This window comes from Thiorhodococcus fuscus (assembly GCF_042682685.1).
GTDB lineage: Bacteria > Pseudomonadota > Gammaproteobacteria > Chromatiales > Chromatiaceae > Imhoffiella > Imhoffiella fuscus.
The window spans coordinates 38,444-57,793 of record NZ_JBHUHX010000051.1 but is presented as its reverse complement, the minus strand read 5'-3'; the positions used below and the strand labels follow the sequence as shown (position 1 = coordinate 57,793).

Annotated in this window: 19 protein-coding genes; 7 read left to right on the top strand and 12 right to left on the bottom strand. The window is 62.0% G+C overall.

What is annotated here, in order from left to right; all coding sequences use genetic code 11:
- Positions 1 to 7: 7 nt before the first annotated feature.
- Together purN and purM are read right to left on the bottom strand one after the other, a co-directional pair.
- Positions 8 to 688: a phosphoribosylglycinamide formyltransferase gene (gene purN / locus ACFSJC_RS16520; protein WP_386028298.1), complete on the bottom strand. Its 681-nt coding sequence runs from the start codon at positions 686 to 688 to the stop codon at positions 8 to 10.
- The gene (gene purM / locus ACFSJC_RS16515; RefSeq protein WP_386028297.1) at positions 681 to 1,754 is read right to left on the bottom strand and encodes a phosphoribosylformylglycinamidine cyclo-ligase; all 1,074 of its coding nucleotides are present in this window, start codon (positions 1,752 to 1,754) and stop codon (positions 681 to 683) included. Before purM ends, purN begins: the two co-directional genes overlap by 8 nt.
- A 164-nt stretch (positions 1,755 to 1,918) precedes the next feature.
- On the opposite strand from purM, the gene ACFSJC_RS16510 reads away from it, so the two are divergent.
- Complete coding sequence (locus ACFSJC_RS16510) at positions 1,919 to 2,476, top strand: CDP-alcohol phosphatidyltransferase family protein (RefSeq protein ID WP_386028296.1); 558 nt, start codon at positions 1,919 to 1,921, stop codon at positions 2,474 to 2,476.
- Positions 2,477 to 2,559: 83 nt separating this feature from the next.
- On the opposite strand, the gene hda is transcribed toward ACFSJC_RS16510, so the two are convergent.
- Positions 2,560 to 3,318 carry a DnaA regulatory inactivator Hda gene (gene hda / locus ACFSJC_RS16505; protein ID WP_386028295.1) on the bottom strand — a complete coding sequence of 253 codons (759 nt, stop codon included), beginning with the start codon at positions 3,316 to 3,318 and terminating at the stop codon, positions 2,560 to 2,562.
- On the bottom strand, positions 3,319 to 3,918 hold the full coding sequence (gene wrbA, locus ACFSJC_RS16500; RefSeq protein WP_386028377.1) for an NAD(P)H:quinone oxidoreductase: 600 nt from the start codon (positions 3,916 to 3,918) through the stop codon (positions 3,319 to 3,321).
- A 244-nt stretch (positions 3,919 to 4,162) separates the two neighbouring features.
- Between wrbA and ACFSJC_RS16495 the strand changes: the two genes are divergently transcribed.
- Together ACFSJC_RS16495 and ACFSJC_RS16490 are read left to right on the top strand one after the other, a co-directional pair.
- Positions 4,163 to 4,705 carry a thioredoxin family protein gene (locus tag ACFSJC_RS16495; protein WP_386028294.1) on the top strand — a complete coding sequence of 181 codons (543 nt, stop codon included), beginning with the start codon at positions 4,163 to 4,165 and terminating at the stop codon, positions 4,703 to 4,705.
- An 83-nt stretch (positions 4,706 to 4,788) separates the two neighbouring features.
- Positions 4,789 to 5,079 carry an acylphosphatase gene (locus tag ACFSJC_RS16490; RefSeq protein ID WP_386028293.1) on the top strand — a complete coding sequence of 97 codons (291 nt, stop codon included), beginning with the start codon at positions 4,789 to 4,791 and terminating at the stop codon, positions 5,077 to 5,079.
- Here the strand turns inward: ACFSJC_RS16490 and cpdA are convergent.
- Positions 5,076 to 5,948 carry a 3',5'-cyclic-AMP phosphodiesterase gene (cpdA, locus tag ACFSJC_RS16485; RefSeq protein ID WP_386028292.1) on the bottom strand — a complete coding sequence of 291 codons (873 nt, stop codon included), beginning with the start codon at positions 5,946 to 5,948 and terminating at the stop codon, positions 5,076 to 5,078. The two genes, ACFSJC_RS16490 and cpdA, sit on opposite strands and share 4 nt — an antisense overlap.
- A 255-nt stretch (positions 5,949 to 6,203) precedes the next feature.
- On the opposite strand from cpdA, the gene ACFSJC_RS16480 reads away from it, so the two are divergent.
- Positions 6,204 to 6,623, top strand: coding sequence for a rubrerythrin family protein (locus ACFSJC_RS16480; protein ID WP_386028291.1), 420 nt, complete (start codon positions 6,204 to 6,206; stop codon positions 6,621 to 6,623).
- A 117-nt stretch (positions 6,624 to 6,740) separates the two neighbouring features.
- Here the strand turns inward: ACFSJC_RS16480 and ACFSJC_RS16475 are convergent, their stop codons facing one another.
- The 3 genes from ACFSJC_RS16475 to glgX form a co-directional block, all read right to left on the bottom strand.
- The gene (locus tag ACFSJC_RS16475) at positions 6,741 to 8,234 is read right to left on the bottom strand and encodes a lytic transglycosylase domain-containing protein (protein ID WP_386028290.1); all 1,494 of its coding nucleotides are present in this window, start codon (positions 8,232 to 8,234) and stop codon (positions 6,741 to 6,743) included.
- 132 nt (positions 8,235 to 8,366) lie between these two features.
- A complete protein-coding gene (locus ACFSJC_RS16470) occupies positions 8,367 to 8,960 on the bottom strand; it encodes a Maf family protein (protein ID WP_386028289.1) in 594 nt (197 codons plus the stop codon).
- A 98-nt stretch (positions 8,961 to 9,058) separates the two neighbouring features.
- The gene (gene glgX, locus ACFSJC_RS16465; protein ID WP_386028288.1) at positions 9,059 to 11,137 is read right to left on the bottom strand and encodes a glycogen debranching protein GlgX; all 2,079 of its coding nucleotides are present in this window, start codon (positions 11,135 to 11,137) and stop codon (positions 9,059 to 9,061) included.
- Positions 11,138 to 11,640: 503 nt separating this feature from the next.
- On the opposite strand from glgX, the gene ACFSJC_RS16460 reads away from it, so the two are divergent.
- Positions 11,641 to 12,036: a DUF2750 domain-containing protein gene (locus tag ACFSJC_RS16460; RefSeq protein WP_386028287.1), complete on the top strand. Its 396-nt coding sequence runs from the start codon at positions 11,641 to 11,643 to the stop codon at positions 12,034 to 12,036.
- 111 nt (positions 12,037 to 12,147) lie between these two features.
- Here ACFSJC_RS16460 and ACFSJC_RS16455 read toward each other — a convergent pair whose 3' ends face one another.
- Positions 12,148 to 13,080, bottom strand: coding sequence for a LysR family transcriptional regulator (locus ACFSJC_RS16455; RefSeq protein ID WP_386028286.1), 933 nt, complete (start codon positions 13,078 to 13,080; stop codon positions 12,148 to 12,150).
- Positions 13,081 to 13,197: 117 nt separating this feature from the next.
- On the opposite strand from ACFSJC_RS16455, the gene ACFSJC_RS16450 reads away from it, so the two are divergent.
- Together ACFSJC_RS16450 and ACFSJC_RS16445 are read left to right on the top strand one after the other, a co-directional pair.
- Positions 13,198 to 13,803 (top strand): FMN-dependent NADH-azoreductase, encoded by a 606-nt coding sequence (locus tag ACFSJC_RS16450; protein ID WP_386028285.1) that lies wholly within the window; start codon positions 13,198 to 13,200, stop codon positions 13,801 to 13,803.
- A 10-nt stretch (positions 13,804 to 13,813) separates the two neighbouring features.
- Entirely contained in the window at positions 13,814 to 14,665 is an 852-nt protein-coding gene (locus ACFSJC_RS16445; RefSeq protein ID WP_386028284.1) for a pirin family protein, read from the top strand.
- Positions 14,666 to 14,708: 43 nt separating this feature from the next.
- Here the strand turns inward: ACFSJC_RS16445 and ACFSJC_RS16440 are convergent, their stop codons facing one another.
- The 3 genes from ACFSJC_RS16440 to ACFSJC_RS16430 form a co-directional block, all read right to left on the bottom strand.
- Positions 14,709 to 16,559, bottom strand: coding sequence for an EAL domain-containing protein (locus ACFSJC_RS16440; RefSeq protein WP_386028283.1), 1,851 nt, complete (start codon positions 16,557 to 16,559; stop codon positions 14,709 to 14,711).
- A 109-nt stretch (positions 16,560 to 16,668) separates the two neighbouring features.
- A complete protein-coding gene (locus ACFSJC_RS16435) occupies positions 16,669 to 18,540 on the bottom strand; it encodes a methyl-accepting chemotaxis protein (protein ID WP_386028282.1) in 1,872 nt (623 codons plus the stop codon).
- A 10-nt stretch (positions 18,541 to 18,550) separates the two neighbouring features.
- On the bottom strand, positions 18,551 to 19,276 hold the full coding sequence (locus ACFSJC_RS16430; protein WP_386028281.1) for a hypothetical protein: 726 nt from the start codon (positions 19,274 to 19,276) through the stop codon (positions 18,551 to 18,553).
- Positions 19,277 to 19,350 lie beyond the last annotated feature (74 nt).

Below are 19,350 nucleotides of genomic sequence, written 5' to 3'. Positions count from 1 at the left end.
GGCGATGTCAGTCGAGCGGCTCGTTCTCGGAAATTCGCTCGTCGATCAGATACGGCGATTCGAGTCGGGTTCCATCGAGATAGGGCACCCCGTCCGCACCCAAGCGCAACCGTCCCTGAGCGAACCAGTCTGCAGCCATGGGATAGATGATGTGCTCGTGTGCCAGAACCCGCGCGGCCAGCGTTTCGGCGTTGTCGCCAGGCAGCACCGACACCTTGGCCTGGGTGACGAGCGGTCCGCCATCGAGTTCTGCCGTCACGAAATGCACGCTGGCGCCATGCTCGGATTCTCCCGCATCCAGTGCTCGCTGATGCGTGTGCAGGCCACGGAATTTTGGAAGCAGCGAGGGGTGGATGTTGAGCATTCGGCCCTGGTAGTGGGCGACGAATTCCGGGGTGAGAATGCGCATGAATCCAGCCAGGATGACCAGGCCGGGCGCGTAACCGTCGATCAGCTGGCGCAGATCGGCATCGTAGCTCGCGCGGTCGGAATAGCCGGAATGACTCAGCACCTCGGCTGGGATGGCATGCCGACGCGCCCGCTCCAGCCCGAAGGCATCGGCTCGATTGCTGATGACCGCTACGATCCGAAAAGGCGCCCCCCGGTGCTGGGCGTCGATCATCGCCTGCAGGTTGCTTCCGCTGCCCGAGATGAGCACGACGACCGCGAGCGGTCCCTGATCAGGCATCGGACGAGCCGCCCTGATAGACGACCTCGGGCGCACCCTCGGTCTCCTCGATCCGTCCGATCGTCCAGGCATCTTCGCCTGCCGCGCGTAGCCGTTCGAGCGTCGGCTCCGCGTCCTCGGCGGCGACACAGACCACCATGCCTACGCCGCAGTTGAAGGTGCGGAGCATCTCGGCGTCGGTGATGCCGCCCGCGTCTTGCAGCCAATCGAAGACGGCCGGACGGCGCCAGGAATCGAGATCGATGCGGGCGCGGGTTCCTCCAGCCAGCACGCGGGGCAGATTCTCGGTGAGGCCTCCACCGGTGATGTGGGCAAGCGCGCGCACTCGGATCGCGCGGGTCAGAGGCAGCAATGAGCGCACGTAGATGCGCGTGGGCGCGAGTAGCCGATCGGCGAGCGATGCGCCGTCCAGGTCGATGCCCAGATCCGTGCCGCTGACCTCGATGACCTTGCGGATCAGCGAATAGCCGTTCGAGTGTGGCCCGGAGGAGGCCAGTCCGATTAGGACATCGCCGACCCGGACGCGGTCGGGCTGGATGAGCTCGGATTTTTCGGCGATTCCGACGCAGAAGCCGGCCAGATCGTAGTCGCCCTCGCTGTACATTCCGGGCATCTCTGCGGTTTCGCCGCCAGTGAGGGCGCAGCCGGCCAGTTCGCAGCCCTTGGCGATCCCGGAGACGACGGAGCTGGCGACCTCGACATCGAGGTGCGCCGTCGCGTAGTAATCGAGGAAGAACAGGGGTTCGGCGCCGCTGACCAGGATGTCGTTCACGCACATCGCGACCAGGTCGATGCCGATGGTGTCATGGCGGTCGAGTTCGATCGCGAGCCGCAGTTTCGTGCCGACGCCATCGGTTCCAGAGACCAGGACCGGCTGACGGTAACGATCCAGCGGGATCTCGAAGAGCGCGCCGAAACCGCCCAGTCCGGTGAGCACACCCGGCCGCATGGTCGCTGCGGCCAACGGTTTGATGCGCTCGACGAGTTCGTTACCGGCGTCGATATCGACGCCGGCATCACGGTAGTTGAGAGAGGCGGTTGTTGGCTGTTGCGAATCCTGCGGCACGCGAGGGCTCCGGTATTGGGTGGATATGGGCGGTACGATCTGTCGAGTCGATCGGGGCGCCGGTTCGGTTCAATAGATCAATTGTATAACGAGCCTTGGACAGCCGGCATGGGTCAGGCTAGCATCTGGTGATTAGAAAGCAGTCAAGCGCCAGAGATACTGTCGTGCAGCTCAGGGATATTCCAAATATAATCAGCGTGTTGAGACTGATCGCCGTGATTCCGGTGGTCTATCTGCTGTTGGTGAACGCGTTCGGCTGGGCGTTGCTTCTGTTCATCGTGGCCGGCGTATCCGATGGGCTCGACGGTTTTCTCGCCAAGCACTATGGCTGGCAGAGCCGTTTGGGCGGCATGCTGGATCCGCTCGCGGACAAGACGCTGCTCGTCTGCTGTTTTCTGGTCCTGGGCGCGCTTGGTCTCATTCCGCTGTGGCTGGTGTTGGCCGTCATCTTCCGTGATCTGATGATCGTCGGCGGTGCCGTGCTCTATAACTACCGGGTGGCCGAGGTCGAGGCGGCACCCATCCCCGTCAGCAAACTCAACACGCTCCTGCAGATCCTGTTGCTGGTCGCCGTCATCACCGATGCAGGGATCCGCCCGCTGCCGGATTGGCTGCTCGCAGGCCTCATCTGGGGCTGTCTGGTCACCGTCGTCGTCAGCGGGGCGCAATACGTCTGGATCTGGGGGCGCAAGGCGATCGCTCAGGGTTGGAAGGACGACTAGAGAACGCCGGTTCGGCTTCGGCCGAGCCTGTTCGTTCTGTCGGCCGCAATCAGGGATCGCCGGTCCAAACCGCCCTGAAGCGCTTACCCGCCTGCTTCCGTGCCGTCCTCCATGGCGCGGCGCACGAGCGGGATGGTCGGCTGGCGCTGCTCGCGTAGGCTGAAGCTGTCGAGGCGCGCGATCAGCGTCACGAGCGAGGCTGGATCTCGCGCATTGTTGTTCATGATGAAGCGCACCACGTCGGGGCTCAGACGCATCCCGCAATGCTCGGCGGATCGGATCAGCAATTCCTCGCACTGACGGTCGTTCAGTGGGGCGAGACAGTATCTCGGCCCCCATTGGAGCCGTGAACTCAGGTCCGCCAGTTCGAGGGAGAGGGTGTCCGGTGCCGTGCGCGCGGCCATCAGCAGTCGATGTCCCTGGGCGCGGATCTGGTTGAAAAAGTCGAGTAGCGAGCGTTCCCAGTCCGCGTTCCCGGAGATGGCCTCAATGTCGTCGATGGCGACCAGATCGGAGTGCTCCAGGTTTTCCAGAATTCCAGGACCCAATCCCTCCGTCCCCAACGGAACGAAATTGGCCTTGAGACCGCGTTGCGCGGCATCGAGGCAGGCCGCCTGCAGCAGATGGGTCTTGCCGGTTCCCTGATTGCCGAAGAGGAACAGGAAGGGTTCGCCCGTTCCGGCCGCCATGGCGGCGATAGTATCCACCGCCTCGGCGTTCGGGCCTGGAAGGTACTCGGCGAGTGTCGGCTCGCGTCTGAGTTCGATCGGCAGGTGCAGTTGTTGGTTGGAGGTGTTCACGCCGATGGCGACCGCTTGAGCGAGCTGTGTTGCGTTGGACATTCAGTCGTGGTTCCGTGCGAGCTTGATCGCCGTTTCGGCGAGGCGTTTGCCGAGCCCGTGGCAAAGCCGTTTTTCTTCGTCCGAGACAGGCAGGTTGCTCTCGGTTCCGGCGAGGTGGGAGGGGCCGTAGGGGGTGCCTCCAGTGCGGGTGCGCAGTAGATCGGTTTCACTGTAGGGGAGCCCGGTAATCAACATGCCGTGGTGCAGCAGCGGGAGCATCATGCTGAGCAAGGTTGTTTCCTGACCGCCATGCAGGCTCGACGTGGAGGTGAATACCCCGGCCGGTTTGCCCGCGAGCGCCCCGCTCAGCCAGAGTCCGCTGGTTCCGTCCAGGAAATATTTGACCGGCGCCGCCATATTGCCGAAGCGCGTGGGGCTGCCGAGCGCAAGACCGGTACAGTCGCGCAGGTCGTCGAGGGTGGCGTAGGGGGCTCCAGTGTCCGGAATGCTCTCGGCCGTTGCCTCGCAGACGGTCGAGACCGGCGGTAGCGTGCGCACACGGGCCGCGAGACCGCCGGATTCGACTCCGCGTGCGACCTGTCTGGCCATCTCGGCGGTCGCGCCATAGCGACTGTAGTAGAGGACGAGGATGTAGCTCACTGTGTTGTCCGGCTCTGTTCTATCGGTCATCGGGTTTGGACGCGCGCTCCAGCTGGAATCGAGGTTGCGAAATCCAACCGACAGTCTATCAGTGCGCGCGTGATTCGTATCCCCCGAATCTGGTGCTCAAGGGTTGGGCGCGAATGCGTTGATCGACCTGACGGAAGCGGCGAGAATCGTGCTAGCGCCGCAATTGTGGCGTTTGTTCGGACAAACGACGATAAAAACGATGGAGGATGAACCAATGATCGGTCGACTCGAATTCGAGATTTTACGCTGGGTTGCGGCGATCGCCGTGGCGTTGGTCCTGGTCGCTGGAGCCTCGGCGGCGACCCGGGATCCAGGTCAGCATTTCTTCGACACTACCTTCGGCAATCTGCCGGAGGAGTTGACCACGGCGAAGGCGGAGGGCAAGCAGGGAATCCTGATCATGTTCGAGATGGATGAATGTCCCTTCTGCCATCGGATGAAAAACACCGTGCTGAACCAGTCCGAGGTTCAGGATTATTTCAAGGAGCATTTTCTCATCTTTCCCCTGGACGTCGAGGGCGATGTCGAGGTGACCGACTTCAACGGTTCGTCGATGCCGGAGAAAGATCTGGCGCTCAAATCCTATCGCGTTCGAGCGACCCCGGTTTTCGCATTCTTCGATCTCGACGGTAAGCTCATCACCAAATATATCGGAGCGACGCGAGATCCCGCCGAGTTCATGCTGTTAGGCCAGTATGTCGTCGAGGGACACTACAAGGAGATGAGCTTCCAGCAGTACAAGCGCGCGCATCAATAGATGCACGTGGAAAGCTGACGCGGCTCGTCGCTGCAGGGTGTCGAGCCGTGCGGCGTGGGATACTGGATGGCGAGGACTGAACGATGGATGAGCAATCGAGTGAACAGAAGGTCTGCTATCGCTGCGTCGTTGGCGGGCGGGTGCAGGGCGTCTTCTTTCGCGGCGCCACGCGAGAGCAGGCGATGCGTCTCGGCGTGACCGGGTATGCGCGCAATCTGCCCGATGGACGGGTCGAGGTCATGGTGTGCGGCGATGCGGCTGCCGTGTCCCATTTGCGAGATTGGCTGCGAATCGGGTCGGCGCATGCCGACGTGACCGGGGTGGCATGCGAGCCGCTGGATTATCAGCCGCACGCCAGTTTTCTGATCGATTAATAGCCCTGTGCCTGATAGATCGGCCGTTCCTCGTAATGGTCCAGCCTCAGAACCTCTGTCTCAAGCTGCCCATCCGCATGGAGGGAGAGCGTGCGATAGCCCGGTGGTCTTGTGTCGAGTGCGAAGGTTTGGTTTCGTGGCAGGAACTGGATGCAGGTCGAGGGCGTCCCCAAGAGCTGGTAGCCCTTGCGGTGGCTGGAGAACTCCTGGTGGATATGACCGAAGATGACGCCCTTGACCTGCGGACTGCGGTCGCAGGTCGCAATCAGTGACTCGCCGTTGTCGATACCGATACGATCCATCCACTCGCTCTGGACCGGGATCGGGTGGTGGTGCATGAACAGCAGGGTTGGTGCCTGATCGTCGGCCAGAAGATCCTCCAGTTGTGCGATCTGCTCAGATTTCAGGTGACCTCCGTCGCTGTCGCAGCGGCTGGAGTTGAGGAAGACCAAATTCCAGCCCTCCAGGCGGCGCAGCGCGAAGGGGCCGACCGCCGCTGCTCCGAGATGCTCGTCCATCAGTCGCTGCTGGTCGTGGTTGCCCGGTGTGCAGAAATAGGGTAGGCCGGTGCTGTTCAGGGTGTCGTGTAGATAACGGTAGCCGGCGGTCGATTCGTCGTGAACCAGGTCTCCGGTGACCACTAGCGCCTGCGCGCCCGATGAACGTTCGAGCGCCATCTCCAAGACCGATTCGAAGCTCGTCCGGGTCGTGATGCCGAGCAGGCGGCCTTGCGGGGCGGCGAATAGATGCGGGTCGGTGAGCTGAATGAGTTTCAAGGGATCTGTCGTGTGGTTACGTTTCCCGAAGTCCTGATGCAGCCAGAGTGGATGGGTCAGGTAAGGAGGCGATGAGGGCGTGTTTGCCGACATGTGATATCCAGTGTTTTTTGTCCGAACCGGCGATTTCAAGGGAAATCTGCGACTGCATGCAGTTTTACCAGCCGTCGTCCTCTTCAGTCGGGAACCTGTTCACGCACGTTGCAACAGCGGGCGGAACGTGCGTGTCGTTTGCGAACCAGTTCACATGCTCCATGTTTTTCCTGCGCGTCTTGCAGGGGGGGCGAGGTTCATCATTCCATCCAATCCGCCACCCACCCAATCGTCGTTGATCACGAGGAGAACGCAATGGAACTCAAGGGCAGCAAGACCGAGCAGAGTTTGAGAGACGCCTTCGCGGGCGAATCTCAGGCGAACCGGCGTTATCTCTATTTCGCGGCCAAGGCGGACATTGAGGGGTATAGCGACGTCGCTGCGGTTTTCCGCTCGACTGCCGAAGGTGAAACGGGCCACGCTCACGGCCATCTGGAATATCTGGAGGCCATCGGCGATCCGACGACCGGCCTACCGATCGGCGCAACCGATGCGAACCTGAGGGCGTCTATCGCCGGAGAGACCCACGAGTACAGCGATATGTATCCTGGGATGGCCAAAACGGCGCGCGAGGAGGGGTTCGATGAGATCGCCGACTGGTTCGAGACGCTCGCCAAGGCGGAACGGTCTCATGCCAATCGATTTCAGAAGGCATTGGACAATCTGGACACCTGAGCATCCTTGTGGATCGGAACCGACGAAAAAGGGGCGCTAAGCGCCCCTTTTTCATTTCATCTCCCGTCGAAGAGACAGCGTCCATGAAACGCGAGCTGCGTTCCCTGGGCGTTGGTCTCAGATGCCGACGAGCAGTCGCTGACCGACCTGAATGTGGTTGTCGTTCGGTCGCATCTTGTTGAGCTTGCGCAGTTCCGCGACCGAAATGCCATTTTGGATCGCAACCCGGTAGAGGGTTTCCTGAGGCTTCACGGTGTGGTAGCGAACCTTTGCGGTCTTTTGCCGGCTCTTGGTGGCCGCGATTTTGGCCGTTTTGGCGACGGGCTTCCGCTCGACCTTGGCGACAGCCTTGCGCGAGACAGTGGATTGAGTCCGTTTAGGCTCGGCGCGCGCGATCATGGTCGGGACCGGAGGTGGAGGGGTGGCGACGCGCTTCTTCGAGCCATGCGGCAGCCAGACGGTGGTTCCGACCGGAATGTTTCGGGCCCCGTTGCGCAGCGCGTTGCGCCAGTGCATGTTGAGGTCGGCGAGAACGTGCGGCGACGTTCCGTAATGTCGGGCGATATGATCTGCAGGCATGCTCGATGCCAGGATCAGACGATCATGCGGCCAGGGGGATTCATAGCGCACCCCTTCCGAAAAATAACGCGTTGGGTGCGATGCCACCTCGCGGGCGGCGACGAATTCGGAATAGAAGTTGCGCGAGGCGAAACCGAAATATTGCCCCTTGTAGCTGCTCACGATGCGGCCGATATCGTTTCCGAACTGGGATTTTGCCTTGGCCATGCCGCCTTGGCCGTGATTGTAGGAGGTGATGGCGAGCGGCCAGCTGCCGAGCTTGTCGTAGGCCTGCGCGAGGTAACGCGCGGCACCGTCTGCGGCCAGGATGGGATCGTAGCGTTCGTCCACCGAGTCGTTCACGGTCATGTACAGACGGCCGGTGGAGGGCATGAACTGCCAGACTCCGCCCGCGCCGACGGAGGATTTCGCGTTGGTCTGAAAGGAGGATTCCACGTGTGGTAGATAGGCCAGATCCTCCGGTACGCCGTGACTGCGCATGATTTCGCGGAAGATGGAGTCGTAGCGCCCGCTGATCTCCAGGCCGCGCTTGAAGCGTTCGCGTAGACCGCGCTGAGAGCGAATGCGATCCGAGGCTCCATAGATATTGCTGAGTCCGCCGGATTGCTCGAATTTGGCGACCAGTTCCTTATCCTCCGAGGTCGGTTTCTGACCGGAGCGCAACCGTTGTTCGAGGGACCTGACGCGGTCTGTGTAATAGCGGGTTCGGGTCTCCAGCCAGGCCTTTTGGGTGGCGCTGTATCCGGCCTGAGCCGGACCGGGAAGTCTGACGACCTCGTACACGACGCCTAGATGGTCGCTGTCGTGAATGGCGACGTCGGAGCGGCTCCAGATGCCATAGACGTGACGCCAAAAATCCACGTTGTCCTGAATCTCGTCCGGCACGGGGAAGGTGTCCGCGTTGCCGTAATCGATGTGGGTGTGGGTGAGTTGACGCTCTCCGCCAGTCCCAGCGCATCCGGCCAGAAATAACATGGCGAGCAGGGCGAGCATTCCCGCTGATGTGCGAAGGTGGGTGAGGTCAGGTCGCATTGTTTGAAAATCCCCCTGGAAAATCGAGGCCCTATGCGTAGTCTCTCGTGTATAGGATGAAGTGTGGACTAGGGGCTGAGGTCTTTCAATGGGCAAATTCCCTATGCCCGGATCGCCCCGATAGACGGGCATTCAATCGCCCAGGGGATGGATTCCCGCTGCCTCCAGGAGAGGGATGAGCCGAATGAGCGGGAGCCCGATGAGCGCGTTCGGGTCCTCGCCCTCCAGTCGCTCGAACAAGGCGATGCCGAGTCCCTCTGACTTGAAACTCCCTGCGCAATCGTAGGGCTGCTCGCGGTCGAGATAGCCTTCGATCCGCGTGCGAGAGAGTGCGCGGAAATGGACATGAAAGGGTTCCACCAGGGTTTGCGCTTGGCCTGTTCGGGCGTCAAGTAGACAGAGACCCGTCTGGAAGACGACGCAACGCCCCGATGCCCGCTCCAGCTGTGCGATGGCCCTGATGCGATCTCCCGGCTTGCCGAGAATCTCTCCGTCGATACAGGCAACCTGATCGGATCCGATGATCAGCGCGTCCGGGTGGCGTTCGGCAACGGCACGCGCCTTGGCTTCGGCCAGCCGCAGAACCAGCACCTGAGGCGGTTCGTTCGGCCGTCGGCTTTCGTCGATTCGGGGTGAGTCCGTCAGGAAGTCCAGCCCGAGCTTTTCGAGCAAGGCGCGACGGTAGGGCGAGGTGGATGCGAGGACGAGCGGGAGGGGAGATGACAAACGGGTCGGCTCCTGGGGGCTGGTTTATCAATAAATCGCCCCTCCCTTTGCGAAGGGGCGTCTCGGTTCGGTGTGCGAAAGTGCGATAGGGGGCGATTTCAGCCTGGTCTGGCCTCCAGAACGACGACGCTGAAGGCACCGAGCTGAAAGCGGTCGTCTTCTATCAGGCTTTGGTCTGTGGGTTCCACTGCGGGTCTTTCGGATGAGGTGTCGAGTGCGAGTCCCCAGCGCAGCCCGGCGATCGGCGGTAAGGCGAATGCGATGGGCTCGGATCCCATGTTCAGCATCACATGGAGTGGCTGCTCGTCGTCGACGGATCCTTCCAGTGTGAAGGCCAGTTGACGGCTTTCGGCATGCGTCCAGTTCGGTTGTTCGAGATCCACGCCGTGCCAGATGATGTCCGGCCGGGTGTGGCCGTAATCCGGTTTGCCCCTGAGAAAGCGGTCGCGCGTCAGTGTGGGATGGCGCCGACGCAGGGCGATCATGGAGCGAACGAACTCGAGCATTTCGCTATTCGTATCGACCAGGCCCCAATCCGACCAGGATAGCTCGTTGTTTTGGCAGTAGGTATTGTTGTTTCCGAACTTGGAGCGAAAGACCTCGTCGCCCGAAAGCAGCATGGGCACGCCTTGGCTCAGCATCAGTATGCTGATGAAATTGCGCGCTTGGCGACGGCGTAACGTTTGGATCTCGGGATCGTCGGTGGGGCCTTCGATACCGCAGTTCCAGCTCAGATTGTGATCGTGCCCGTCGCGATTGTCCTCGCCGTTGGCCTCATTGTGCTTGGCGTTGTAGCTGACCAGATCGCAGAGTGTGAAACCGTCGTGACAGGTGACGAAGTTGATCGAATTCATGGGTAGGCGTCCGCGCCCCTCGTACATATCGCTCGACCCGGACATGCGCGTGGCGACCTCGGGCACCATGCCGGCATCCCCACGCACGAAACTGCGGATGACGTCGCGATAGCGACCGTTCCATTCTGCCCAGCGATAGCCCGGGAAGTCCCCAACCTGATAGAGACCGGCCGCGTCCCATGCCTCGGCGATGATGTGGGCGCGGTTCAGGGAAGGCGAGAGCTCGATCGCCCAGAGCACCGGCGCATGGTGCTGCGGATTGCCGTCCTCGCCCCGGGCGAGCGCGCTCGCGAGGTCGAAGCGGAAGCCGTCCACATGCATATGGCGCACCCAATAGAGCAGTGCGTCGATCAGAAACCGTGTCACGATGGGGTGGTTGCAGTTCATGGTGTTGCCGCAACCGGTGTAATCGCGGTAGCGGCTGGGATCTTCGAAATCGAGGTGATAGAAGATCTCGTTGCCGAACGCCTTGAAGCTGATGACGGGGCCGTTCTCGCCGCCCTCGGCCGTGTGGTTGAAGACGACGTCGAGGATGACGCCGATCCCGGCGCGGTGGAACGCCTTGACCATGTCGCGGAATTCGTCGCGCGCGTTGATGGCGGTCACCGCGAAACCGGGGTGCGGGGCGAAAAAGCTGTGAGTGCTGTAGCCCCAGTAGTTCTCCATCCCCATCTTGGCGGTCTGCGGTGGGACGTCTTGGGGATCGAAGGCCATGACCGGCATCAGTTCCACATGGGTGATGCCAAGATCCTTCAGATAGGGAATCTTCTCGGTGACGCCTTCGAAGGTCCCTGGATGGACGACGCCGGAGGAGGGATGGCGGGTGAAGCCGCCGACATGCATCTCGTAGATGATGGCGTTGTTCAGCGACACGTAGAGCGGGCGGTCTTCCTCCCAGTCATAGTCGTCGCGGATCACCTGGGCGCGCATCGCCTTGGCGACATTGTTGCCTGGGCGGGATGCGGTCGCGCGGTCCCAGAGACGGTCGCTGATCGTCGTGGCCCAGGGGTCGAGGAGCGCCTTCTCCGGGTCGAGACGAGAGCCGGTCTCGCTGGTGTCGCCCGGTCCCGTGGCGCGCCAGTTGTAGTAGGTGCCGTCGGGCAGATTCTCGACGAAGATGTGCCAGAAAAAGAAGGTGCGGTTGAGGCGTGGGTTGAGGTGGAGGACTTCGTAGGGTTCCTTGCTGGTCTCGCGCTCGAACAGCAGCAGGGACATACGCTCCGCGTAACGCGAAAAGACGCAGAAATTCACGCCGTCATCCAAGACGGTTGCTCCGGCCGTATCCCAGTTGCCCGGTCTGACGCGATATCTAGGTGATCTCATTGGACGATCTCCAGCGGGTTCTCATCGACCTGACATCAGGGGTCCAATGTCCGGTCGATAGGGACGGGAAGGCGTCGTCTCGTAACGCCATGTCTCAATCCCGCCAATTCCCGTCCGGCGCCAACGAGGCACCGGCGGGCATGTCTGTTGCCATCCGCCATGGCGGAGACGGAGACATCGCGTCAGCCTTGGCTCACTTGAGCATCCCAGGGACGAGGAGATAGCCGATGATGGTTCCGACGATGGTGCCAAGCATGGCGCCCAAGAGAATCCCATACCATTTCACGAGGTCACCCCTCTCGCTTCGATCCGATCATCGGCTATTGTGATCCGCATCTGTGTTGATAGACAAGTCGCGCGAACCTCTTCAGGACCCACATTGTGACGCGCGTTCCGCCCGTTTTCGGGGTTTTCTCCCGTTAGCCCGCGCTGTTAGAGTGATCGGCCCGGTCGCTCGACCGGGTGCCGTTTGTCACCAAACCTTATACAAGGCCACCCGATCCATGAACGCACCACTGTCTCGATTTGACATCTCCAACCTCTTCGGTCTGCCAGCCTCCGAGCGTTACACCCATTTTCTCACCGAGGTCGTGCGAACGGGTAAGGTTTGGACGCTGTGCGGTGATGGGGGATTCGTCGCCTTCTGCGACGAGGAAGGTCACGACTGTTTTCCTTTCTGGCCGGCTCCGGAGCTCGCTCGGGCGCTCGCGGATGCGGATTGGTCCGATTGCAAGCCGGAGCCGCTTGAACTCGACGTCTTCATGAACCGTTGGCTCAAGGGTATGGCCAAGGACGATCGTCAGGTCTCCGTCTTTCCCGCGCCGGACGGCACGGGGATCGTCATGGATCCCTTGGCACTGCTCGAAGACCTCGAAGAGGAGCTGAGTCAGCCGGATTGAGCCTGGCGGTGCAGCCTGGATGAAGCGCGAGCGGAATCCGGGGATGCCACGGAGCTGGGTGGGCGATTGAGGCGTTGACGGCGTCCTGGCTTTCGCTGTGCTTCACCCAGTCTACGAGGTTTTGGGGGCGTCTGTCGGATCGGCGGCTCGATGTGCCTGCGCCTGTTCCGTCAATAGATCTCCCAAGGCTCGGGTCGCAGGTCCCGCTCCGATCGGATCCGCGTAGACCAGATAGAGGGTCTCGTGACGTTCGCCGCCTTGCGCCAAGGTCAGGGTGGCCAGCTCTCCCCGTTTCAATTCCTCCCGGATGTGCGTGCGTGGGATCCAGGCGAAGCCGATGCCGCGCTTGAGGATGGCGATGGCCGTGAGGAGATGGGAGACGGTCCAGCGCTCCTCGGCGTCGAGCCAACCGCTGTCGACCTGACGGAAGCGCCCGGTATCCCGAATCACTAGTTGGCGGTGGGCCCGCAGGTCTTCGAGCGTCAAAGGGCGGCTCGATCGGCTCAAAGGGTGGTCCGGGTGTGCGACCGCGAGGAAGGTCACCTGGGTCAGCGGGTCGCCGAGGAATCCGGGCGGAACCAGCCCGGTGACCGCGAGATCCGCCCGCTGCGACAACAGCGCCTCGTTGGTCCCGGAAAGTACCGTCTCCATCAGCTGAACCCGTGTCTGGGGCGCCGCCGCGCTGAAGGTGGCCAGCGCGCACAGCAAGGGTTCCGGCGGCATGACGATGTCGATCGCCACCCGTACCTCCGCTTCCCAGCCTTGGGCGAGCGTCTCGGCGAGCTGCTCCAGACGGTGTGCCTCATCGAGCATGAATCGCGCGCGCTGAAGTAGGACCTGTCCCTGTTCGGTCAAACCTGTCCGTCGTCCCTGGGGGGAGAGGATGGAGACCGGAAGTTGTTCCTGCAAACGCTTGAGGCTGTAGCTCACCGAGGATTGGCTGCGGCGCAAGGCATCGGCCGCCGCCTCGAATCCACCCCGATCGATGACGGCCTGTAGCGTTGCCCATTGCTCCAATGTCGTTTTAGGCACCTGGTCGTTCATAAATCATCGAATTATTTGATGGGAAAAAGCCGAAATTAGAATAAATAAACCGGTCGCTCGATCCTATTCTCTTCCTCGAATCGTTCGAAACCCTTCAAACCCTTCGAGGACGTCAACATGAAACGCATCCTGCACATCGACAGCAGTCTCTTCTCCGGCGACGGTGTCTCGTCGACCCTGGCGGGCGAGTATGTCGCGCGTCTGTTGGAGCAGAACCCTCAGTGGCGTGTCACCCATCGGGATCTCGGGCGTAATCCGATCGCGCATCTGGATGCGACGCGTCTGACGGCGATCATGACACCGGAGGCGGACCGCACGGCCGAGCAGCGGACGATCGCCGAGGAGGCGGATACCTTGATCCGCGAGGTCCAGGAGGCCGATCTGCTGGTCCTGGGCGTCCCCATGTACAACTTCGCGATTCCGAGCGTGCTCAAAGCCTGGTTCGACCATATCGCTCGGGCCGGCGTGACCTTTCGCTATACCGCCGAGGGAGCCGTCGGGCTGCTCGAAGGCAAGCGGGCGGTGATTCTCGCCAGTCGAGGCGGACTGCACCGGGGACAACCCAGCGATACCCAGACCGATTACCTCGCCACGATGCTGGGATTCCTTGGGATTCGCGATGTCGAGTTCGTCTATGCCGAGGGGCTCAATCTGGATGAGGGCTCGCGAGAGCAGGCCATCACTTCAGCCAGAGACGCGATCGAGCAGCTCTTGGCTGCCTAGGAGGGACATCATGAACACACGCTCGATCGAGCGCATTTTGACGGCCGCCCCGGCCTCCGACGGCGGCGGAGTCAGTCTCTATCGCATCATGGGTCCGGACGGGATGCGTGGTCTGGATCCGTTTCTGATGCTGGACGATTTCGGTTCGGACAGCGCCGAGGACTATATTGCCGGCTTTCCGCCGCATCCGCATCGTGGCTTCGAGACGGTCACCTACATGCTGGAAGGACGCATGCTCCATGAGGATCACCTGGGCAATCGCGGCGTTCTCGCCTCGGGCGGGGTGCAGTGGATGACGGCCGGCCGTGGCGTCATCCATTCCGAGATGCCGCAACAGGAGTCTGGGCGCATGCACGGTTTTCAGCTCTGGCTCAACCTGCCTGCGTCCGAAAAGATGAGGGATCCGGCCTACCGCAACCTTACGGTCGACGCGATCCCCCAGGCCATTGTGGAAGATGGCATCCAGGTCAAGGTCATCGCCGGTGACTTCGAGCATGGCGACACGCGTTTCGCCGGGCCGGCCCGGGGGATCGCGACCGACCCGCTCTATCTGGATCTGAGCCTGCCGGCCAGTGCGCGTCTGGAAGTCCCCATCCGGCCTGGTCACCGTGCCCTGGTCTATCTGATCGAGGGCGAGATCCTGCTGGATGAGCGGACGCTCGTTCGGCGTCAGATGGCGGTCTTCGACATGGATGGCGAGGGTATCGCCTTATCGGCCGGTCCGGATGGCGCGCGAGCGCTGGTCCTCGCCGCTCGTCCATTGGGTGAGCCGATCGTCCATCACGGCCCCTTTGTGATGAATACGCGCGAGCAGATCCGGGAGGCGATCCGGGACTACGAGTCCGGTAGACTGACCGGCTGAAGGCGGTCGCTCGAACCCCATCGGGCACCGGGCCGCCGAGCGCTCATGCGATATCGGTGACCGGGCGCCGATGGTTTTCCTTCTTGGAGTCCGAGTCGATCGCGTTCTCTGCGCCCGTCTCGTGCCAGGTCGAGTCGGGCAATGTTTTTGTCTGGCCTTGTCGATGCTGTCTCAGGGTCAGCCCGGACGTGCTCCGCTTCGCTTGGCTCTTCATGGTCGCGATGATGCGTCCCAGCTCGTCGCCGCTTCCGTAGTCGTCTCCGGGCTGGATCTCCAGGATGGCACCGCTGCAGCGGATCAGCGGGATCTGACGTTTCTGACCGAAGCGGTCGCGAGCGTTCAGATAGCCTTGGGCGCGTTCCTCGGGGTCATAGAGGCTTTGGACGTCCGAGCGGAATTTGGTGACCAGCCCCTGCACCTGCTCGATCACCTGATCGAGATCCGCGTTGCCGATCGCGGCGAAGAAATCGTCCCCTCCGATATGCCCCACGAACCAGCGCCCGGAGTTCAGGTGTTGGCGCATGGCCTCGGCGAACATGAGGATGACCCGATCGCCGCGTCTGAAGCCGTAGTGGTCGTTGAATGCCTTGAAATTGTCGAAATCCAGATAGACCAGATGCCATTTCTCGGAGCGCAGCGAGAGCGTCCGCGACAGATACTCGTGGATCGTGTTGTTTCCGGGGAGCTTGGTCAGCGGATTCTGGTCGCGCGCGGCGGCGAGGTTTTTCTCCTCGATCAATTGCAGCAGCGCCATCGTACTGACGAAGCCGTGATAACGCCCGTCCAGCGTGACGATGAGTCCGGCCGGATTGGCGCTCGCGGAGAACGCCTCCAGAAAGCGGTCGGCCGAGTCGTGGATATCGATGGTTGGGCAGGGTTTGACGAAATGCTGCAGGGCGCGACCGAAGGAGCGGTTGACGATCAGATCTCGTCCATAGTGGGAATAGATGTATTCCTTCATGTCGGTCTCGTGGATCAGGCCAATCGGTCGGTCGGCCGAATCGAGCACCGGGATGATGTTGTGCGTCTTGTCGAGACGGAAGGCGTCGAATAGACGCGAGATGTTGTCGCTGGCGTGCAGTGGGGGGATGCGTTCCAGACAGCGTTCGATCAGCGCCACGTCGCTCGGGGTATCGCGGCGGTTGTTCGCATGGATCTCCGCGACCCGGTCGTAACGGGTATGCAGGGATTCGATGTGCGTCTGCGGGTACGCGATCAGATAGCCCTGTACCAGATCGCAGCCGACTTCGCGGCAGGCCAGCAGCTCGGTCTCGGTCTCGATGCCTTCGGCGATCACCTGAATGCCCATAACGTGCGCCAATTGAACCATGTTGGTAACGAAATGACGCTTGCGGTGGTCCTCGGGCATGCCGCTGATGAAGAAGCGGTCGATTTTCAGCAGGTCCGGCGGATGCTCGTACAGAAGCCTCAGGCCGGCATAGCCGGTGCCGAAATCGTCGATCGCGAAATGGAATCGGTGGCTACGGTAGGCTGAGATGGCCCGCGCGACGGCCGGGTTTGCGGTCAGGTCGACGTGTTCCGAAAGCTCCAGACAGATGGCGTCCGGGGTCAGGCCGTGTTGGCGTAGAAGCTCGACCGTGGTCTCCGGGTCCTCCTCTTCGATGAGGTGCGGATCCAGGTTGAAGAAGAGTTTGTGGCGCGCGGATCCGGGGACTTCGGCAAAGCGTTCCAAGGCCAGCGCGCGCAGCGTTCTGTCGAGTTCACGCGAGCAGCCCAGCGCCTGGGCCAGGTCGAATAGGGACAGAATATTGGGGATACCCAGTGTCTCCACGCCGCGCAGGAGCGCCTCGTATCCATAGACGCTGCCCGTGTGCACGTTGACGATAGGTTGCAGCGCATAGGTCAGGTGGTCGCGTGCCTGCGCAAGGAGCATCTGCGCGTCCTGTTTCGATCGATGATGCGTAGGATCGATCGCCGTAGGCGGTGTGTTGCCTCCCTGCACTGGATCGCCGTCTGAGATGCGGTTTAGATGCATGACAACCTCAATGGATGCGGAAGGCCGCGACATGCTCCGAGAGCCGGCTGGAGAGCTGCTGAAGCTGGGCGCTCTGGGCGAATCCGGAGTCGGCCGCGCCTGAGTTCTCGGCGGCGAGTTGGGATATCTGGTCGATGGCGCGGGCGATCTCGTCCGCCATGCGGCTCTGCTCCTCGGCCGCATCGGCGATACGGCGTGTCATCTCGGTAAGGCTGTTGATCGATTCGCCGAAGGCATCCAGGTTGCCCATCGCCTGTCCGTAGCGGTCGAGGCTCTGCTTGGCGCGATCGCGGTTGGCGTGGATGACGCCGACGGCGTCGGTCGAGCGGTTCTGCAGGGATGCGATCAGGGATTCGATATCCTGGATCGAGTGCTGTGTGCGCATCGCCAGTTGGCGTACCTCGTCCGCGACGACGGCAAATCCTCGGCCGTGCTCTCCCGCTCGGGCGGCCTCGATCGAAGCGTTCAATGCCAGGAGGTTGGTCTGGCTTGCGATGGCGCGAATGACTTCCAGCACGCTGCCAACCGCATTGCTCTGATCCGCCAGGCCGATGACGACCTCGGCGGCCTGATCGATCTCGGTCGCCAGCGTGTCGATCAGCGCCGAGGTTTCCTCTAGGATCTGGCGGCTGTCAACGATGCGCTGGTGGGCATCGGCGGTCGTTCCGACGGCATGGGTCGTGTGGTTGGCCACGTCCTGAGCGGAGCTGGCGAGCAGGCTGACGGCCGCGTTGACGTGGTGCGTTTCCGCCTTGTGCCGATCGAACTGGATCTTGCTCGTTTCCGCACGCTGGGCCATGTGACTCGCCGAGTCCTGCAGGTCCCCGCTCGCCTCGCGCAGATGGGTCACGATATCCCGGATGCGTTCGACCATGGTCTGCATGGCGCGCATGAGTTCGCCGACCTCGTCGTGGCGGTTGCTGGCGAATGCGACGTTCAGATCGCCATCGGCCAGCTTGGACACCATGCCGATCGCCTGGTCGAGCGGGCGGGTCGCCCGGCGCATGTACCAGTAGAGCGCGAGCGTGGCCAGGATCAGGGTCAGAGCGATGCTGGAATAGGCAATCGTCTCGAAGCGGCTCTGGGCGGCGTAACCCGCCGAGAAGTCGCTCAGGCTGACGAGGCGTGCCACTGGGTTTCCGTCGATTCCTTGGACGTCGATTCGGATGGCGTTGAAGACGCCCTGATCCAGGTTGGCCGTGCGCCGTCCCTTCTCGCCGAGCCGGCTCAAGGCGTCGCCCTTCAGTTGATCGAAGAGCTGGGCGTTGGTGTCGCCGAGCCGCGCTCCATCGAGACCGATCAGCGCCGACTCGGTCTCGTCCCAATTCTTGACGCGCTGGAGCAGCGGGGCGATGGGCTGCTCCAGGACCAGTGTGCCGATCTGGGCGTGCCGAACGTTCAATGGCGCGCTCAGCAGTGCGATCGGCGTTCCGTCGGCGTCGCGTCCGATGCCGCGATGGCGCTCGCCATCGTCGGCGGTCTTTGCCGCCAGGGCGATGGCGTCCTGAGAGATGCGCGCCGGGTCTCCGCAGCAGAGAACGGCGTTCTCCGTATCGAAGAGATGGAAACGTTCGAAATAGCCTTGTCCCCCAACCAGATTTTCGAGCGAGGCGACCGCCTCCTTCAGCGCAGCGGCGTCCTTCTGCTTGATGGCCTGTCGGAGATAGAAATCGTCCTCGAAGCTCTTGGCTCCCATCGCCATGTGGGTGAAAAGGCGCTCGCGGACCTGGCGCCAGATAAGTTGTTTGGCGTCCGCCATCTCTTCGGCGACCCGGCTCTGTAGACGCTGGTCATTGAGATGCGAGACGAGGATCAGCAGTGCCGCCACGACGAGGGTGACGGAGATGGCCGCGAGTGTGACGCTGGTACGGATACGCATGAGGTTCGGTCTAAAGGTTCGTGCGGCGGCCGACGTTGGACAGGCCAGCCGCGTCTGGTTGGGATCCGTTCAATAGATAGCGTGGGTCCTCCGTGTTCTGCAGTAGATTCGCCAGGCGCGTTTGCATTCGCGGGATGTCCAGGAACGCCCGGAAGCTCCGTTTGCGGAATCCCTTCACCAATGATGAGGGGTCGAAATAGTCCTTGGCGTTCTTCTCGGTCAGGATGAAAGGCGGTTTGCCGCCACGCAGCAGTACATGGTTCATGAGGAGCGTTCCGGTGCGGTGATTGCCCTCGAAGAAGAGTTGGGGCTCGGACAGAATCTGGATGTAGACGCCCGCCGCGCGCCGCCAGACCGAGGGTTCGGGGTGGTCCGCGAGATAGTTCATCAGCGAGCGCACGCCTCCGGGATTGCTGTCGTCGTAGAAGCGCCGTTCGGTCTCGATGAAGTGCGGTTTGCAGCTCTGGGCCTCGGTGTCCGTGCTTCCGCACAGCACCAGGCAATTGAGCTTGAGCAGAAGCGCCGAGTTGCCGATCGCGAACAGATCGATATCGGCCTCCTGGAGCCGGTCCAGGAAGGCATAACCGGCAATCAGGTTGTTCAGAACCTCTTCGCCGAGCGGATCGCGCCGGCTGGTCAAGTCGGCATTGATGTGTGCGAAATCGCGTTGCACCTTCCGCAGTGCGGCCTCTATCGCGCTCAGATCGAGACGCAGCGTGGATTGGATCCGTTCCAAGCGGGTTCGGCTCCGATGTGCTCGATTCGCGCCATGCCGATTCGAGTCATGCTAGGTCTGTTGTTCGAAAGGGA

Excerpts from the sequence above, each read along its gene's own strand:
- purN (WP_386028298.1), bottom strand. The coding sequence starts at position 688 with ATGCCTGATCAGGGACCGCTCGCGGTCGTCGTGCTCATCTCGGGCAGC.
- hda (WP_386028295.1), bottom strand. The coding sequence starts at position 3,318 with ATGTCCAACGCAACACAGCTCGCTCAAGCGGTCGCCATCGGCGTGAAC.
- ACFSJC_RS16495 (WP_386028294.1), top strand. The coding sequence starts at position 4,163 with ATGATCGGTCGACTCGAATTCGAGATTTTACGCTGGGTTGCGGCGATC.
- ACFSJC_RS16490 (WP_386028293.1), top strand. The coding sequence starts at position 4,789 with ATGGATGAGCAATCGAGTGAACAGAAGGTCTGCTATCGCTGCGTCGTT.
- cpdA (WP_386028292.1), bottom strand. The coding sequence starts at position 5,948 with ATGTCGGCAAACACGCCCTCATCGCCTCCTTACCTGACCCATCCACTC.
- ACFSJC_RS16480 (WP_386028291.1), top strand. The coding sequence starts at position 6,204 with ATGGAACTCAAGGGCAGCAAGACCGAGCAGAGTTTGAGAGACGCCTTC.
- ACFSJC_RS16475 (WP_386028290.1), bottom strand. The coding sequence starts at position 8,234 with ATGCGACCTGACCTCACCCACCTTCGCACATCAGCGGGAATGCTCGCC.
- glgX (WP_386028288.1), bottom strand. The coding sequence starts at position 11,137 with ATGAGATCACCTAGATATCGCGTCAGACCGGGCAACTGGGATACGGCC.
- ACFSJC_RS16460 (WP_386028287.1), top strand. The coding sequence starts at position 11,641 with ATGAACGCACCACTGTCTCGATTTGACATCTCCAACCTCTTCGGTCTG.
- ACFSJC_RS16455 (WP_386028286.1), bottom strand. The coding sequence starts at position 13,080 with ATGAACGACCAGGTGCCTAAAACGACATTGGAGCAATGGGCAACGCTA.
- ACFSJC_RS16450 (WP_386028285.1), top strand. The coding sequence starts at position 13,198 with ATGAAACGCATCCTGCACATCGACAGCAGTCTCTTCTCCGGCGACGGT.
- ACFSJC_RS16445 (WP_386028284.1), top strand. The coding sequence starts at position 13,814 with ATGAACACACGCTCGATCGAGCGCATTTTGACGGCCGCCCCGGCCTCC.
- ACFSJC_RS16440 (WP_386028283.1), bottom strand. The coding sequence starts at position 16,559 with ATGCTCCTTGCGCAGGCACGCGACCACCTGACCTATGCGCTGCAACCT.
- ACFSJC_RS16435 (WP_386028282.1), bottom strand. The coding sequence starts at position 18,540 with ATGCGTATCCGTACCAGCGTCACACTCGCGGCCATCTCCGTCACCCTC.